The following is a 17,149-nucleotide window of genomic DNA, read 5'->3' as shown; positions in this document are numbered from 1 at the left end:
AGACATGACCCAATGGCTATCTTTCTGAACTCGGACAACAAGGTCATCGTCCAGGGCATCACCGGCGGCGAGGCCACCACCCACACCGCGCGGATGCTCAAGGCGGGCACCCAGATCGTCGGCGGCGTCAACGCCCGCAAGGCGGGAACGACGGTGTCGCACAAGGACGTTGACGGCAACCCCGTGGAGTTGCCGGTGTTCGGCACCGTCGTCGAGGCCATCGAGAAGACCGGCGCCGACGTGTCGATCATCTTCGTGCCGCCGAAATTCGCCAAGGACGCGATGATCGAGGCCATCGACGCCGAGATCCCGCTGCTGGTGGTCATCACCGAGGGAATTCCGGTGCAGGACAGCGCATATGCGTGGGCCTACAACCTACAAAAAGGTGGCGGCAAGACTCCGAAGACCCGCATCATCGGGCCGAACTGCCCGGGCATCATCAGCCCCGGACAGTCGCTGGTGGGCATCACCCCGGCCAACATCACCGGGCCCGGCCCGGTCGGCCTGGTGTCCAAGTCGGGCACGCTGACCTACCAGATGATGTACGAGCTGCGCGATTTCGGCTTCACCACCTCGATCGGCATCGGCGGCGACCCGGTGATCGGCACCACCCACATCGACGCCATCGAGGCGTTCGAGAAGGACCCCGACACCAAGCTGATCGTGATGATCGGGGAGATCGGCGGCGACGCCGAGGAGCGGGCCGCCGACTTCATCAAGGCCAACGTCACCAAGCCGGTGGTCGGCTACGTCGCGGGCTTCACCGCGCCGGAGGGCAAGACGATGGGCCACGCGGGTGCGATCGTGTCCGGCTCGTCGGGCACCGCGGCCGCCAAGAAGGAAGCGTTGGAGGCGGCCGGGGTGAAGGTCGGCAAGACGCCGTCCGAGACGGCGGCGCTGGCCCGGGAGATCCTCCAGACGCTGTAGATCGCGAACAGACGCAAAATCCCCCATTCGTGCCGAAATGGGGGATTTCGCGTCTGCTGATGGGGCTGGTGCAGGTCGCGCTAGGGCAAACCGGGCGCGCCTGGCGCCCCGAGCAACTGCCCCCCGTCGCCGCCCGCGCCGCCCTTGCCCACCTGGTTTCCGGGTCCCCCGTTGCCACCGTTTCCGCCGAAACCGGCGATCAGACCGGCGTGTCCACCGGGTGCGCCGTTGCCGCCTTTGGTGATCGCGGATCCTCCGGAGCCGCCAGTACCGCCGTCACCGAACAGCAAGCCCGCGTCGCCGCCGGCGCCGCCGGTGCCCCCGGTGTTGCCGCCCGCGCCACCGAGGCCGCCGGCGCCGCCCGAGCCGGACAGCGTGCCGCCGCCACCGCCTGCCCCACCGGTTCCGCCGGTTCCGCCGAATCCGCCTGCGCCGCCGATGCCGCCGGTGCCGTTGAGGAATCCGCCGTGGCCGCCGGCTCCGCCGGTCGCCCCGGGCCCCGCAAACCCATCCCCGGCGGCGCCGCCATTTCCGCCGGAACCCAGGACGATTCCGCCGGCGCCACCGGCGCCGCCCGCGCCACCGGGTCCGGCGGTACCCAAGGCGCCAGAGCTACCGGTGCCGCCGCGCCCGCCGGCTCCGCCGGTGCCGAACAATCCGCCGGCTCCGCCGGCGCCGCCTGCCCCACCGGCGCCGTCGACTGCGAGTCCGCCGGCACCGCCGACACCGCCGGTGCCGAATAACAGCCCGGCCGACCCCCCGGCGCCGCCGGCACCGCTGAATCCGCCGCTGCCCCCAGCGCCGCCATTGCCGAACAACCCGCCGGCGCCGCCGTTGCCGCCGGCGCCCTTGGACCCGCCGGTTCCGCCGATTCCGCCCGAGCCGAAGATCCCGCCGGCACCGCCATTCCCGCCGGTGGGATGGGCGGTGGTGCCGGCCCCGCCTGCTCCGCCGTTGCCGATCAGGAGGCCGCCGGCCTGGCCGTCGGCCCCCGGGGCTCCGTTGGCTCCGTTGCCGATCAGCGGACGTCCCAGCAGTAGGTTCGTGGGCATGTTGATTACGTCCAGCAACTGTTGCTCAACAGATTGCAGCGGAGTAGCGGCCGCAGCCTCGGCCATCGCGTATTGGCCCGCACCTGCGCTCATGAGTTGAGCAACCTGGTCGTGGAATGCCGCTGCCTGAGCGCTGAGCACCTGATAGCTCTGGGAATGCGCCTCGAACAGCGCGGCCACGGCCGCCGAGATTTCGTCGGCGCCCGCGGCGAACACCTGCGAGGTCGATCCGGCCGCGGCCGCATTTGCCGCCCGGATAGTAGAGCCGATATTTGCCAGATCCGAAGCCGCCGCCGTCACAAACTCTGGCGCTGCAATGACAAACGACACCTGCCACCTCCCGCATGTGGCCAGATTGATTAAGACGTCGCCCGAACAAGTCAAATTGATGTGATCGGCTGACTTGGATAATAGGACGATCCAGGCGAATGCACATCGAGTTCACACGAGTAGGTTTCACCCGCAGACGCAGGAAGCCGCACCGGAGCCATCGCCGCAGACCCGCCGCTGTGACTGTTTGGTTAGCTGCCGGGTAGCCGGGCAGGCCGGCCGCGCCCAGCAGCAGCCCGCCCTGCCCGCCGGCGCTGGGCGTACTGAGGGGCGCCCAGAACGGCGCGTAGCCGCCATTGCCGCCGTTCCCGATCAGTCCCGCGTCGCCGCCGTCGCTGCCGACCCCGCGACGATTTCGCGTTGCGTAGGACTGGTTCACAGCGGGGTCACCCCGGGCCGTCCGATCGGGCCGCCCAAGAAATAGCCACCGAAGCCACCGGGGGCGCCGATGCCCGGGGTAGCCCCTATGCCGCCGTTGCCGCCGGGCCCACCGATGCCGAAGATGACGCCGCCGTAGCCGCCCTGGCCGCCGTTGCCTCCGATAGCCAGATTGGACGCACCGAAGCCGTTGCCGCCGGCGCCGCCGAGCCCGAAGATCAGTCCGCCGAGCCCGCCGATGCCGCCGACGCCACCCGTGCCACCCGCCCCCGAGGCTCCACCGACGCCGCCGGAGCCACCGATTCCGAAGTAGGCGCCGCCGTCGCCGCCGTTTCCGCCCGGGCCGCCGTGGCCGGAGCCGAGGTTTGCCCCGCCGGCCCCGCCGTTGCCGCCCAACCCGAACAGCTGGCCGGCGCCGCCACCGCCCTGGCCACCCTGGCCGCCGGTGGTGGTGCCGGCTGCTGCCCCGCCGGCACCACCGTCGGCGCCGGTGCTGATCAGGTTGAACAGGACGTTGCCGCTGCCGCCGGTGCCGCCCACTCCGGGGACGCCGCCGTTGAACGGGGTCTCGCCACCGCCGCCGCCGGCGCCGCCGGCACCGTAGAGCAGCCCGAGTCCGTCGCCGCCGAACCCGCCCCAGCCAGCGACGAAGCCCCGCCCGCCGGCACCGCCGGCACCCCCGTTGCCCAGCAGGAGCCCGCCACTGCCCCCGTTGCCGCCGTCGCCGGCCACGCCGGTCCCGCCGGCCCCGCCGATCCCGCCGGGACCGCCGTTGCCGAAGAGGCCGACGGCGTTGCCGCCGTTGCCGCCGGAGCCGGCGAAGCCGTTAGGAACGGCACCTCCGGCTCCGCCACGGCCGCCGTTGCCGTAGAGGAAGCCGCCGTCACCGCCGCTGCCGCCGTTCTGGCCGGCGGCGCCGGCTCCACCGTTGCCGCCGCTGCCCCACAGCAGCCCGCCGTTCTGGCCGCTGGCGCCGGTTCCGTCGACGCCGTTGGCGCCGTCGCCGATCAGTGGGCGGCCCAAGAACCGCAGGAATGGGTCATTGATCGCAGCGAGCAGGGAATTGGCGTTCGCTGTCTCGGCGGTCGCGTAGGTGCCGGCCCCAGAGGTCAGGAGTTGGACGAATTGCTGGTGAAACTCCGCCGCGCCGACGCTGAGGTCCTGGTAGGCCTGCGCGTGTGCGCTGAACAACGCCGCGACCGCCGCCGACACCTCATCGCCGGCGGCGGCCAGCAGCGTCGAAGTCGGGACCGTCGCCGCCGAATTGGCCGCACTAATCGCCGAGCCGATATTTGCCAAATCCGATGCCGCCGCCGTCAGGAACTCGGGTACCGCGATTACATACGCCATTTCCGGCCTCCGAATGCTGCGGCGACCGCCCGCTGGTCCCCGATAAGCAGAACCGTATTGTCACCCTGCCGGCTACCGATCCCAAGTTTTCGCCGGGCTGACGCAAAATCGCCTTTTCTAACCCAAGACAGGGGGATTTTGCGTCTGCTGCCACTCCGGTAGATAGTAAGGCTATGAATTTAGACCCCCGGACGCCCGTCATCGTCGGCGTCGGGCAGGCCGCCGAACGCATCGACGACCCCGGATACCGGGCCATGTCACCGGTCGAACTGGCCGCCGCCGCGGCCCAGGCCGCGCTGGACGACTCCGGCGCCACAGCGGTGGCCACCGAGATCGACACCATCGCGGCCACCCGGCAGTTCGAGATCTCCGGGCCGGTGGCCACGGCCCCGCTGGGCCGATCCAATAACTACCCCCGCTCGGTGGCAAAACGGATCGGTGCCGAACCGCGGCGCGCGATCCTGGAGATCGTCGGCGGGCAGGGGCCGCAGCATCTGATCACCGAGTTGGCCGGGGAGATCGCCGCGGGCCACTCGGAGGTCGCCCTGATCTTCGGTTCGGACGCGACGTCTACCCTGCGCTATTTCGCGGGGCGCGACGACAAGCCGGACTTCAGCGAGACCGTCGAAGGCGACCTGGAAGACCGCGGGCCGGGCATCGAGAAGCTGATCTCGCGCTACACCGTGATCCACGGCCTGGTGGACGCGCCCACCCAGTACGCGTTGATGGAGAACGCCCGGCGGGCCGGCACCGGGCTGGGGCCGGCCGAGTATCTGCGGCGGATGGGCGAGCTGTTCTCGCCGTTCACCAAAGTTGCTGCCGCCAACCCGTTTTCCGCGGCGCCGGTCGAACGGACCGTCGACGAACTGATCACCGTCACCGAGAGCAACCGGATGATCACCGAGCCTTATCCGAGGTTGCTGGTCGCGCGTGACCAGGTGAACCAGGGCGCGGCGGCGTTACTGATGTCGGTGGCAGCGGCGCGGCGACTCGGTGTGCCCGAGGACAAGTGGGTGTATCTGCGCGGGCACGCCGATCTCGAGTCGCAGCCGTTCCTGCAGCGCGAGGACTTGGGCAGCTACCCGGCGGCCGTGTTGGCGGCGCGCGAGGCTCTCGAGGTGGCCGGCATCGGCGTCGACGACATCGCCACCTTCGACCTCTACAGCTGCTTCCCGGTGCCGGTGTTCAACTTCTGCGACGGCCTCGGGATTGCCACCGACGACCCCCGCGGGCTGACCCTGACCGGCGGACTGCCGTACTTCGGTGGCGCGGGCAACAACTACTCGATGCACGGCGTCGCCGAGACGGTGGCCCGGATGCGAAGTGCGCCAGGGCAATTCGGTCTCGTCGGGGCCAACGGCGGCATCCAGAGCAAGTACTCGGTCGGGATCTATTCCACCGCACCAGCGCCCTGGCGTGCCGATCGCAGCGCCGCGTTGCAGACCCAGATCGACAGTCGGCCCACCGTGCCGGTCACCGAGTCGCCCGACGGCGCCGGCGTCATCGAGACCTACACCGTGCGCCGCGACGGCGGCCGGCCCACCGGAATCATCATCGGCCGACTGGACGCCGACGGCAGCCGCTTCCTGGCCACCACCGAGGACGACGACCTACTGGCGCAGCTGATCGACGGGGATCCGCTCGGCAAGCCGGTGCAGGTGAAGTCCTTCGACTACGGCAACCGCTGCCTGCCGGGCTGACGGTTCCGCGGCGCGGGATCCGGCGTCAGCCGTGCAGGCCGGCCAACCCGTTGAGGCCGAACAACGGCCCGCCCGCGCCGCCCGCACCACCCTCGCCGCTTATCGCGGGATTGCCGGCAATGCGGCCGCCGTTGCCGCCGCTGCCGCCGATGCCGAACAGCCCCGCATCGCCACCGTCGCCGCCGTCGCCACCGGCGACGCCGCCGGCGGCCGCGGCAAACGGGTAGCGAGAAGTCGCGCCGACGCCGCCGTTGCCGCCGGAGCCGATGATGGTGCCGCCGTGCCCGCCGTGACCGCCGTGACCGCCGTATATCAGTCCGTACCCGCCGGCGCCGCCTTCGCCGCCGTCGCCGCCCAGCAGTGCACCGCTGCCGCCGTCGCCGCCCAACCCGCCAACGTAGCCGTATCCGCCGTTGCCGCCGGTGCCGCCGACTCCGTAGAGGATTCCGCCGGTGCCGCCGGTTCCGCCGGTTCCGCCGTAGCCTGCAAAGACGCCGGCGGGATTGCCCGGGTACATCGCCGAGGCCGGCCCGCCGGTGCCGCCGGCCCCGCCGACTCCGAGCAGGGTGCCGCCGGCTCCGCCGGTTCCGCCGGCGCCGCCGGCAAGCCGGCCGAACCCGCCCGTGCCGCCGGCGCCGCCGAACCCGAACATGCCGGCGCTGCCGCCGGTTCCGCCGGCGCCGCCGATGCTGTTGGTGATTTCCTCCAACCCGGCGCCCCCGCCGCCGCCGATCCCGCCGGAGCCGAAGATCATTCCGCCGGCACCTCCGGTACCACCCATTCCGCCGTTCCCAGGTATGCCGGGTGTGCCCGCGCCACCGGCGCCTCCGTTACCGAACAGACCGGCGGCGCCGCCATTGCCGCCGTTGAATCCAGGTCCGCCGGCTCCGCCGTTGCCGAACAGGAGGCCGCCGGTCCCGCCATTTCCAGAGCCGCTGCCGCCGGCTCCGCCGTTGCCGAACAGTCCGGCTGCCCCACCATTTCCGCCGGGAACTCCGGACTGGCCGGAGCCGCCCGCGCCACCGTTGCCGAACAGCAACCCCCCGTCGCCCCCCTTGGCGCCGCTACCCGGGGCGGCGTTCGCGCCGTTGCCGATCAACGGGCGCCCGAGCAGCAGCTGGGTGGGCGCGTTGATCGCGTCGAGTACCTGCTGCAAGGGCGATGCGGCCGCGGCTTCGGCTGACGCATACTGCCCCGCGGCGGTGCTCATCAATTCCGCGAATCGGCTGTGGAAAGCGGCCGCATCCGCACTCAGCTGCTGATACACCCGGGCGTGCGCACCGAACAGCTCGGCGACGGCCGTCGACACCTCGTCGGCGCCCGCCGCAAGCAGCTCAGTCGTCGGTGCCGATGCCGCCGCATTGGCCTGGCCGATTGCCCGGCCGATATTCGACAGATCCGACGCAGCAGCGGTCACAAGATCAGGTGTCACGATGACGAACGACATTTCGTACCCTCCGACGCGAACGATGGCGGTCCCGGGCATCAGTATCGCCGTCGGGGAATGGGCAGCACCGAGTATTGGGCTACCTGCGTGTCGATCGCCCGCCGCAGAGCTTCGCGCTACCCCAGGCTGGCCAGCTTGGCGGCCAATCGCTCTACATAGGCCGCGACCTTGTCCTCGTCGCTGTCCGGCAGCCCGAACAGCACCTCGGTCACACCCAGATCGGCCCAGCGTGCCAGCTTCTCGGCATCCGGCTTGAAGTCCAGGGCCACGATCTGCGGCGCCCCGTCGCGACCGGCCGCCGCCCAAGTGTCCTGCAGCAACTTCACCGGCGCGTCGATGTCGAAATCCCGTGGCGTGGTGATCCAGCCGTCGGCGCTGCGCGCGATCCACTTGAAGTTCTTCTCGTTGCCCGCCGCACCCACCAGCACCGGGATGTGCGCCTGCACCGGCTTGGGCCAGGCCCAGCTCGGCCCGAACTTCACGAACTCGCCGTCGTACTCGGCCTCTTCCTGCGTCCACAGCGCGCGCATCGCCTCGAGGTACTCGCGCAACATGGTGCGACGCCGCCCGGCCGGCACGTTGTGGTCGGCGAGCTCGTCGGTATTCCAGCCGAATCCGACGCCGAGGCTGACCCGGCCCCCGGACAGATGGTCCAGCGTGGCGATACTTTTCGCCAGCGTGATCGGGTCGTGCTCGACGGGCAGAGCCACCGCGGTGGATAACCGGACCCGCCTGGTGACCGCCGAGGCCGCGCCCAGGCTGACCCACGGGTCCAGCGTGCGCATATAGCGGTCGTCGGGCAGCGTCTCGTCACCGGTGGTCGGGTGGGCAGCCTCCCGCTTGATCGGGATATGGGTGTGTTCGGGCACGTAGAAGGTGTGAAAACCGTGGTCGTCGGCCAATTTGGCGGCCGCCGCCGGGGCAATGCCGCGGTCGCTGGTGAACAGAACCAGTCCGTAGTCCATGCCCCAATTTAGAACGTGTTCTATTTTTGCCCGCAGGCACCCCTCCCGCGAGCCGGGGCCACCGGCGCGAGCTGCGGCGACCGGCGGGGGTATTTGTCCGGCGCAGTGCGCTAGCGTGGGTGATCGGAACGCGTCGCGGGCAGCGCGGCACTGCACTGCCTGCTACGGCGGCAGTGGCGCCGCCCCGGCTCGCAGAGCACCAGAAGCAAGCAACGAACCGGAAGCAACAGACCGGAAGCAATAGGAGGAGTCCATGACCTACTCGCCCGGTAGTCCCGGCTATCCATCCCAGCAGGGCGGCTCCTACAGCGGCAGCACCCCCGCGGCAAACCCGGCCTCCGGCCCGGTGGCCACCCAGCCGGCGGCCGAACCGGCCGCCCCCGAAAGCAAGCTGGGCCTGATTCTGGCCAGCGCGGTGCTCGGGTTGGGCCTGCTGGCTTACTTCTTCAGCTTCGGCCCGATGTTCACCTATAAATCCGAGATCACCGGCGACCTGCACGGGGATGCCGGGTACGCGGTTCCGGTGGCGATTCTGGCCGCGCTGCTGGCCGGGGTGAGCCTGCTGCCGAAGGTCAAGAACTACATACCGGTCGCGGCGGTGCTTTCGGTTGCGGCGGTGCTGCTGATCATCTCCTCGACGTTCAACAAACCGGAGGGCTTCTCGGCCGGCTGGGCGCTGTGGATCGTCCTGGTCTGCATCGTGTTCCAAGCGGTGGCCGCGATCGGCGCGTTGCTGCTGGACGCCGGCGTGATCACCGCGCCGACGCCGCGTCCCAAATACGACCCGTTCAGCGGTTACGGACAATACGGTCAGTACGGCCAGTACGGCGCACAGCCCGGTGGGTACTACGGTCAGCCAGGTGCACAGCAGCCCACGCCCAACCCGGGCCAGGCGCCCGGCTACGGGTCGCAATACGGCGGCTACTCGTCCAGCCCGAACCCGCAATCCGGTGGTTTCGCGGCACAGCCCACCCAGGTGGTCAACCAGCCGCAGCATCAGGGACCGCCGACGCACACCCCGCCCACCGGCTTCCCCAGCTTCAGCCCGCCGCCACCGGTGTCGGCCGGCAGCGACTCACAGGGCGGCGGCTCGGCGCCTGCCAACTACTCGAATCCGTCCGGCGGACAGCAGTCCTACGGCCAGCCTGGTTCGGCGCCGGCCTAACCATGCGCTTTCGCGCCTAGTCGCGTCGGTGCACGAAGAGTGACACGCGAAGAGTGAGCAGCGTGTCGGCAAGACGCGGGGACAATCGGGCAGGCGCCCGTCAGGCACGTGACCTGGTCAGGGTCGCGTTCGCGCCGGCCGTGGTGGCGCTGGTCATCATCGCCGCGGTGACGCTGCTGGAACTGCTGATCGCCAACAGCGACATGACCGGCGCCCTCGGCGCCATCGCCAGCATGTGGCTCGGCGTGCACCAGGTCCCGGTCTCGATCGGTGGCCGCGACCTGGGCATCATGCCGCTACTGCCGGTGCTGCTGATGATCTGGGGCACCGCACGCACCACGGCGCGCGCGACGTCACCGTATTCGTCGTGGCTGGTGGTGCGGTGGGTGGTGGCCTCAGCCCTGGGCGGGCCGCTGCTGATGACGGCGATCGCGCTGGCGGTCATCCACGACGCCTCGTCGGTGCTCACCGAACTGCAGACGCCCAACGCGCTGCGGGCGTTCACCAGCGTGCTGGCGGTACATCTGATCGGCGCCACGATCGGCGTGTGGTCCCAGGTCGGCCGGCGTGCGCTGGCCGCGACCCCGTTGCCCAACTGGCTGGGCGATGCACTGCGCGCCTCCGTCGCCGGAGTGCTGGCCCTGCTGGGTCTCTCCGGCGCGGTGACGACGGGATCGCTGGTGGTGCATTGGGCGACCATGCAGGACCTGTTCGGCATCACCGATTCAATCTGGGGACAGTTCAACCTTGCGGTGCTGTCGGTGCTCTATACGCCTAACGTCATGGTGGGGGCCGCGGCGGTTGCGGTCGGTTCCAGCGCTCATATCGGGTTTGCGACTTTCAGCGCGTTCGCGGTGTTCGGCGGCGACGTGCCGGCGGTGCCGATCTTGGCCGCCGCGCCCACCCCGCAGCTGGGTCCGGCCTGGGTGGCGCTGCTGATCGTGGGTGCGTCGTCCGGGGTGGCGGTCGGGCAGCAGTGCGCGCGGCGGCCGCTGCCATTGCCGGCGGCGATGGCCAAGCTGGTGGTCGCCGCGGTGGTCGGGGCGCTGATGATGACGTTGCTCGGGTTAGGTGGCGGCGGCCGGTTGGGCAACTTCGGCGACGTCGGCGTGGATCTGTCGGCGATGTTCCTCGGGGTGCTGTTCTGGTTCACCGTCGTGGGCGCGATGACCGTCATAATGGCCGGCGGGGTCCGGCGACGGCGGCGACGTCCCCGCCCCCGGCCCGTTGCGCCGGAGCCCGACAACGACCAGGAAGATCCGTTGCTGGGATCTTTCGACCACGACCTCGAGGCCGGCGAGTTCGCCGACGACGCCGACGAAGATGTGCCCGACGACGGTGACGCCCCGGTCGGCGGGGAGAGCCCGACCGGCGGCGCGAACCCGGTCGGCGACGAGATCCTGCCCGACGACGGCGGCAACCCGTCGTCCGGCCACCCGCGCGAGAGCCGGGACTGAGGCCGGATCCATACCCAAAGCCCCCCACGCACACTCGGCGGCGGCAGATTAGGCTCGCCGTGTGCAGGAACCGCTCCGGGTACCCCCAAGTGCACCGGCGCGGCTGGTGGTGCTGGCCTCGGGCACCGGTTCGCTGCTCAACTCCTTGCTCGACGCGGCCCAAGGCGACTATCCGGCCCGGGTGGTGGCCGTCGGCGTCGATCGCGACTGCCGGGCCACTACGATCGCCGCCGCCGCCGACATCCCCGCTTTCACCGTCCGGGTCGGCGACCACCCGAGCCGCGACGCCTGGGACGGCGCCATCACCGCCGCCACCGCCGCGCAGCGCCCCGACGTGATAGTGTCCGCCGGATTCATGAGAATCCTTGGCCCGCAATTTCTTTCGCGATTCTCCGGCCGTACCGTAAACACCCATCCGGCGTTGCTGCCGGCCTTCCCGGGCGCGCACGGTGTGGCCGACGCGTTGGCCTACGGTGTCAAGGTGACGGGCTGTACGGTGCATCTGGTGGATGCCGGCGTGGACACCGGTCCGATATTGGCCCAGCAACCCGTCGAGGTACTCGACGGCGACGACCAAGAGACGCTGCACGAACGCATCAAGGTCGTGGAACGACAACTGCTGGTGGATGTGGTAGCCGCGATCGCCACCCGCGGCGTGACGGTGACGGGACGAAAGGCGACCCTGGGATGAGCACCATCGACAAGAGGCCGATCCGCCGCGCGTTGATCAGCGTGTACGACAAGACCGGTCTGGTCGATCTGGCGCGGGGGCTGGCCGACGCCGGCGTCGAGATCGTGTCGACCGGTTCGACCGCGAAGACCATTGCGGACAAAGCGATTCCGGTGACCCGGGTCGAGGAACTGACCGGCTTCCCCGAGGTGCTCGACGGGCGCGTCAAGACCCTGCACCCGCGGGTGCACGCCGGCCTGCTCGCCGACCTGCGCAAGACCGCCCACGAGAAGGCGCTGGCTGAACTCGGCATCGAGGCGTTCCAACTCGTCGTCGTCAACCTCTATCCGTTCACCCAGACCGTCGAATCCGGTGCGTCGGAAGACGAATGCGTCGAGCAGATCGACATCGGCGGTCCGTCGATGGTGCGTGCGGCGGCCAAGAACCACCCCAGCGTCGCCGTGGTAACCGATCCGCGCGGCTACGACGGCGTACTGGCCGCGGTACGGCACGGCGGCTTCACCCTCGCCGAGCGCAAAAAGCTTGCCTCCCTGGCGTTTCAGCACACCGCCGAATACGACATCGCGGTCGCCAACTGGATGCAGTCCAACCTCGCGCCCGAGGATCCCCCGCAGGAATTCCCGCATTTCTTCGCCCGCAACTGGCGCCGAGCGGCGACGCTGCGCTACGGCGAGAATCCGCACCAGCAGGCCGCCCTCTACACCGACCCCGCCGCGTGGCCGGGCCTGGCGCAGGCTGAGCAGTTGCACGGAAAAGAGATGTCCTACAACAACTTCACCGATGCCGACGCGGCCTGGCGGGCAGCCTTCGACCACGAGCAGACCTGCGTGGCGATCATCAAGCACGCCAACCCGTGCGGCATCGCGATTTCCGACATCTCGGTTGCCGATGCGCACCGCAAAGCCCACGAATGCGACCCGTTGAGTGCTTTCGGCGGGGTGATCGCGGCCAACACCGAAGTCAGCGTGGAGATGGCCGAGTACGTCAGCACCATCTTCACCGAGGTGATCGTCGCGCCCGCCTACGAGCCGGGTGCGGTGGAGGTGTTGGCCAAGAAGAAGAACATCCGGGTGCTGGTGGCCTCCGAACCGCTCAGCGGCGCCCACGAACTGCGTCCGATCAGCGGGGGACTGCTGATCCAGCAGCGCGACCAACTCGACGCCACCGGTGACGACCCCAACAACTGGACCCTGGCCACCGGCGAACCCGCCGACCCGGCCACCCTGACCGACCTCGTGTTCGCCTGGCGGGCCTGCCGGGCGGTGAAATCCAACGCGATCGTCATCGTCGCCGGCGGCGCCACCATCGGGGTGGGTATGGGCCAGGTGAACCGGGTGGACGCCGCCCGCCTTGCCGTGGAGCGTGGCGGCGAGCGGGTCCGGGGAGCGGTCGGCGCGTCGGATGCGTTCTTCCCGTTCCCGGACGGCCTCGAGACGCTCACCGCCGCCGGGGTCAGGGCGATCGTGCACCCCGGCGGTTCGGTGCGCGACGACGAGGTGACCGCCGCCGCCGCCAACGCTGGGATCACGCTGTATTTGACCGGCGCCCGGCACTTCGCGCACTGAGGGCCCTTGTCGTGCGACCCCGAAACTGAAAGCATCGTCAATTAGGGACGGGACTGAAGATTCGGAGGCAATGATGCGTGCGATAACCAGACAAACAGCGGCGTTTGCTGCGGCGATTGCCGCATTCGGTGTGATCGGCGCCGGCTGCAGCAACTCGAACAAGTCCGGCGGGGCTTCCAGTTCCGCCAGTTCGGCGAGCTCGGCGGCCTCGAGCGCAGTATCCAGCGCGACGTCGTCGGCGTCGAGCCCCAGCTCGAGTGCGGCGGCCAGCTCGACCCAGATCCCCGGCGCCAACGGCACCCAGTACACGGTCGAAGGGCCCATTCTGGCGAAGTGGCAGACCCTGACCGAGGCCCAGAAGAAGGACCTCGGCGCGCCCTTCGACAACCAGAAGAACACCCTCGACAACAGCGGCGTCTACCAGCAGTTCGACGGCGGAGTGCTGATCTACCGCAATGGTGGCCCGGTCTACTTCGTCTGGGGCAAGATCCGCGACGCGTGGAACGCCAACCAGGCTTCGCAGGGCAAGCTGGGCTACCCCACCGCTGACGAGCAGGTGCAGCCGGACGGCACCTACAAGTCGACGTTCGAGCACGGCACCATCACCTGGAAGCCGGGCGACGCCGACGCCACCGTCACGACCAGCTGACCGAGGCAATGCGCGAGGGCCGGGCGATCAACTTGATTGCCCGGCCTTGTGTGCATTCGAGGAACGCGCCCGTGCCGAATCCGCGGCATGGTCGTAGCGTGGAGAGGTGACTTCACCGAGCAATCTGCCCAGAACCGTCGGCGAGCTGCGCGCCTCCGGTCATCGCGAGCGCGGCGTCAAGCAGGAAATCCGCGAGAATCTGCTCACCGCGCTGGCCGACGGCGACGACGTGTGGCCGGGCATCCTGGGCTTCGAAGACACCGTGATCCCGCAGCTGGAGCGGGCGCTGATCGCCGGGCACGACTTCGTGCTGCTGGGCGAACGAGGCCAGGGCAAGACCCGGCTGCTGCGCGCGCTGACCGGGTTGCTCGACGAGTGGACCCCGGTGATCGAGGGTTCCGAGCTGGGCGAGCACCCCTACACCCCGATCACCCCGGAGTGGATCCGCCGCGCCGCCCAGGCCCAGGACGACCTGCCGATCGCGTGGAAGCACCGCAGCGAGCGCTACACCGAAAAGCTGGCCACCCCCGACACCAGCGTCGCCGACCTGGTCGGCGACATCGACCCGATCAAGGTCGCCGAGGGCCGCAGCCTGGGCGACCCCGAGACCATCGCCTACGGCCTGATCCCGCGCGCGCACCGCGGGATCGTCGCCGTCAACGAGCTGCCCGACCTCGCCGAGCGCATCCAGGTGTCCATGCTCAACGTGATGGAGGAGCGCGACATCCAGGTCCGCGGCTACACGCTGCGGTTGCCGCTGGACGTGCTGGTGGTGGCCAGCGCGAACCCGGAGGACTACACCAACCGCGGCCGGATCATCACCCCGCTCAAGGACCGGTTCGGCGCCGAGATCCGCACCCACTACCCGCTGGAACTCGAGGCCGAAATGGGCGTCATCGCCCAGGAGGCGCACCTGAGCGCGCAGGTGCCGGATTATCTGCTGCAGGTGATCGCCCGGTTCGCCCGTTATCTGCGGGAGTCCAGCTCGGTCGACCAGCGCTCCGGGGTGTCGGCGCGGTTCGCCATCGCCGCCGCCGAGACCGTCGCCGCCGCGGCCCGCCACCGCGGTGCGATCCTGGGAGAAACCGACCCGGTGGCCCGGGTGGTCGACCTGGGCACCGTGATCGACGTGCTGCGCGGCAAGCTGGAATTCGAGTCCGGCGAGGAGGGTCGCGAGCAGGCCGTGCTCGAGCACCTGCTGCGCCGCGCCACCGCCGACACCGCGTCCCGCGTGCTCGGTGGCATCGACGTCGGCACCCTGGTGACCGCTGTCGAAGGCGGTTCCGCGGTGACCACGGGCGAACGGGTGTCGGCCAAGGACGTGCTGGCCGCGGTGCCCGGACTGCCGGTGGTGGACGCCATCGCCCGCAAGCTCGGCGCCGAATCCGAGGGCGAGCGGGCCGCCGCCTTGGAGTTGGCACTCGAAGCGTTGTACCTGGCGAAGCGGGTCGACAAGGTGTCCGGAGAAGGGCAGACCGTCTATGGCTAACAGAGGGCACTCGTCGCGGTACTCGGCGTACACCGGCGGGCCCGACCCGCTGGCTCCGCCGGTGGACCTGCGTGAGGCGCTCGAACAGATCGGCCAGGACGTGATGGCCGGCACCTCGCCGCGCCGCGCGCTGTCCGAGCTGCTGAGGCGCGGCACCGAGAACATGCGCGGCGCCGACCGGCTGGCCGCCGAGGCCAACCGCCGCCGCCGGGACCTGTTGCGCCGCAACAACTTGGACGGCACGCTGCAGGAAATCAAGAAGCTGCTCGACGAGGCCGTGCTGGCCGAGCGCAAGGAACTGGCGCGCGCACTGGACGACGACGCACGCTTCTCCGAGCTGCAGCTGGAAGCGCTGCCGCCGTCTCCGGCCAAGGCCGTGCAGGAACTGTCCGAATACAACTGGCGCAGTCCCGAGGCCCGGCAGAAGTACGAGCAGATCAAGGATCTGCTGGGCCGCGAGATGCTCGACCAACGCTTCGCCGGCATGAAGCAGGCGCTGGAAGGCGCCACCGACGAGGACCGCCAGCGGGTCAACGACATGCTCAACGACCTGAACAACTTGCTGGACAAGCACTCTCGCGGCGAGGACACTCAGCAGGACTTTCAGGATTTTATGGACGCCCACGGTGAGTTCTTCCCGGAGAACCCACAGAACGTGGAGGAGTTGCTGGACTCGCTGGCCAAGCGCGCCGCTGCCGCGCAGCGGTTCCGCAACAGCCTGTCCCAGGAGCAGCGCGACGAGCTGGATGCCTTGGCGCAGCAGGCTTTCGGTTCACCGTCGCTGATGCAGGCGCTGGGCCGGCTGGACGCGCATCTGCAGGCCGCCCGCCCGGGCGAGGATTGGGAAGGGTCGCAGCAGTTCTCCGGTGACAACCCGCTGGGCATGGGCGAGGGAGCGCAGGCGCTGGCCGACATCGGAGAGCTCGAGCAACTCGCCGAACAGCTTTCGCAGGCGTACCCCGGTGCCACCATGGACGACGTCGACCTCGACGCGCTGGCCCGCCAGCTCGGCGACGAGGCCGCCGTCGACGCCCGCACCCTGGCCGAACTCGAACGCGCCCTGGTCAATCAGGGCTTTCTGGATCGCGGTTCCGACGGGCAGTGGCGGCTGTCCCCGAAGGCGTTGCGCAGGCTCGGGGAGACCGCGTTACGCGATGTGGCGCAACAGCTTTCCGGCCGGCACGGCGAGCGTGACCATCGGCGCGCGGGTGCGGCCGGCGAGCTGACCGGAGCGACCCGGCCCTGGCAATTCGGCGACACCGAACCGTGGAACATCTCCCGCACGCTCACCAATGCCGTACTGCGCCAAGCGGGTACGCACACCCTCGACGAGGGCCGCCCGTCGCTGCGCATCGCCGTGGACGACGTCGAGATCTCCGAGACCGAGACCCGCACCCAGGCCGCGGTGGCGTTGCTGGTGGACACCTCGTTCTCGATGGTGATGGAGAACCGCTGGTTGCCGATGAAGCAGACGGCGCTGGCGCTGAACCATCTGGTGACCACCCGGTTTCGCTCGGATGCCTTGCAGATCATCGCTTTCGGACGTTACGCGCGCACCGTGACGGCGGGTGAGTTGACCGGGCTGGAGGGCGTGTACGAGCAGGGCACCAACCTGCATCACGCGCTGGCGCTGGCCGGGCGCCACCTGCGTCGTCACCCCAATGCGCAGCCGGTGGTGCTGATCGTCACCGACGGCGAACCGACGGCCCACCTGGAGGATTTCAACGGCGACGGCACGTCGGTGTTCTTTGACTATCCGCCGCATCCGCGCACCATCTCGTTCACCGTCAAGGGTTTCGACGACATGGCCCGGCTCGGCGCGCAGATCACCATCTTCCGGCTGGGCAGCGATCCCGGGCTGGCGCGGTTCATCGACCAGGTGGCCCGGCGGGTGGAGGGCCGGGTGGTGGTGCCCGATCTGGACGGGCTGGGTGCCGCGGTGGTCGGGGACTACCTGCGGTCGCGGCGGCGTCGCCGGTAGGGC

Annotated in this window: 13 protein-coding genes; 9 read left to right on the top strand and 4 right to left on the bottom strand. The window is 69.9% G+C overall.

The window, feature by feature from the left end:
- The first annotated feature begins 12 nt into the window (after positions 1 to 12).
- The gene (sucD, locus tag MKCMC460_RS25635; protein ID WP_236977862.1) at positions 13 to 927 is read left to right on the top strand and encodes a succinate--CoA ligase subunit alpha; all 915 of its coding nucleotides are present in this window, start codon (positions 13 to 15) and stop codon (positions 925 to 927) included.
- Between the two features lie 80 nt (positions 928 to 1,007).
- Here the strand turns inward: sucD and MKCMC460_RS25630 are convergent, their stop codons facing one another.
- Together MKCMC460_RS25630 and MKCMC460_RS31580 are read right to left on the bottom strand one after the other, a co-directional pair.
- Entirely contained in the window at positions 1,008 to 2,309 is a 1,302-nt protein-coding gene (locus tag MKCMC460_RS25630; RefSeq protein WP_238305024.1) for a PE family protein, read from the bottom strand.
- A 375-nt stretch (positions 2,310 to 2,684) separates the two neighbouring features.
- Positions 2,685 to 4,037, bottom strand: coding sequence for a PE family protein (locus MKCMC460_RS31580; RefSeq protein ID WP_289624849.1), 1,353 nt, complete (start codon positions 4,035 to 4,037; stop codon positions 2,685 to 2,687).
- Between the two features lie 173 nt (positions 4,038 to 4,210).
- Here MKCMC460_RS31580 and MKCMC460_RS25620 point away from each other — a divergent pair, with 173 nt between their 5' ends.
- The gene (locus MKCMC460_RS25620; protein ID WP_238305023.1) at positions 4,211 to 5,737 is read left to right on the top strand and encodes an acetyl-CoA acetyltransferase; all 1,527 of its coding nucleotides are present in this window, start codon (positions 4,211 to 4,213) and stop codon (positions 5,735 to 5,737) included.
- 25 nt (positions 5,738 to 5,762) lie between these two features.
- Here MKCMC460_RS25620 and MKCMC460_RS25615 read toward each other — a convergent pair whose 3' ends face one another.
- On the bottom strand, positions 5,763 to 7,184 hold the full coding sequence (locus MKCMC460_RS25615) for a PE family protein (protein ID WP_238305022.1): 1,422 nt from the start codon (positions 7,182 to 7,184) through the stop codon (positions 5,763 to 5,765).
- Between the two features lie 116 nt (positions 7,185 to 7,300).
- Positions 7,301 to 8,149 (bottom strand): LLM class F420-dependent oxidoreductase, encoded by an 849-nt coding sequence (locus tag MKCMC460_RS25610; RefSeq protein WP_236977859.1) that lies wholly within the window; start codon positions 8,147 to 8,149, stop codon positions 7,301 to 7,303.
- A gap of 253 nt (positions 8,150 to 8,402) precedes the next feature.
- Between MKCMC460_RS25610 and MKCMC460_RS25605 the strand changes: the two genes are divergently transcribed.
- The 7 genes from MKCMC460_RS25605 (at position 8,403) to MKCMC460_RS25575 (ending at position 17,146) form a co-directional block, all read left to right on the top strand.
- Positions 8,403 to 9,314, top strand: a complete 912-nt coding sequence (locus MKCMC460_RS25605; protein WP_238305021.1) for a DUF5336 domain-containing protein — start codon at positions 8,403 to 8,405, stop codon at positions 9,312 to 9,314.
- 53 nt (positions 9,315 to 9,367) lie between these two features.
- Positions 9,368 to 10,771 carry a DUF6350 family protein gene (locus tag MKCMC460_RS25600; protein WP_370653023.1) on the top strand — a complete coding sequence of 468 codons (1,404 nt, stop codon included), beginning with the start codon at positions 9,368 to 9,370 and terminating at the stop codon, positions 10,769 to 10,771.
- Between the two features lie 61 nt (positions 10,772 to 10,832).
- Positions 10,833 to 11,462, top strand: coding sequence for a phosphoribosylglycinamide formyltransferase (gene purN, locus MKCMC460_RS25595; protein ID WP_238305019.1), 630 nt, complete (start codon positions 10,833 to 10,835; stop codon positions 11,460 to 11,462).
- Entirely contained in the window at positions 11,459 to 13,027 is a 1,569-nt protein-coding gene (purH, locus tag MKCMC460_RS25590; protein WP_236977856.1) for a bifunctional phosphoribosylaminoimidazolecarboxamide formyltransferase/IMP cyclohydrolase, read from the top strand. Before purN ends, purH begins: the two co-directional genes overlap by 4 nt.
- A 70-nt stretch (positions 13,028 to 13,097) precedes the next feature.
- Positions 13,098 to 13,676, top strand: a complete 579-nt coding sequence (locus MKCMC460_RS25585) for an LGFP repeat-containing protein (RefSeq protein ID WP_236977855.1) — start codon at positions 13,098 to 13,100, stop codon at positions 13,674 to 13,676.
- 106 nt (positions 13,677 to 13,782) lie between these two features.
- Entirely contained in the window at positions 13,783 to 15,165 is a 1,383-nt protein-coding gene (locus MKCMC460_RS25580; protein ID WP_236977854.1) for an ATP-binding protein, read from the top strand.
- Positions 15,158 to 17,146 (top strand): VWA domain-containing protein, encoded by a 1,989-nt coding sequence (locus MKCMC460_RS25575; protein ID WP_238305017.1) that lies wholly within the window; start codon positions 15,158 to 15,160, stop codon positions 17,144 to 17,146. Before MKCMC460_RS25580 ends, MKCMC460_RS25575 begins: the two co-directional genes overlap by 8 nt.
- Positions 17,147 to 17,149 lie beyond the last annotated feature (3 nt).

This window comes from Mycobacterium sp. 20KCMC460 (assembly GCF_022179425.1).
Lineage (GTDB): Bacteria > Actinomycetota > Actinomycetes > Mycobacteriales > Mycobacteriaceae > Mycobacterium > Mycobacterium kiyosense.
Note: the sequence above shows the minus strand (reverse complement) of the source record. Positions and strands in the feature narration are given on the sequence as shown.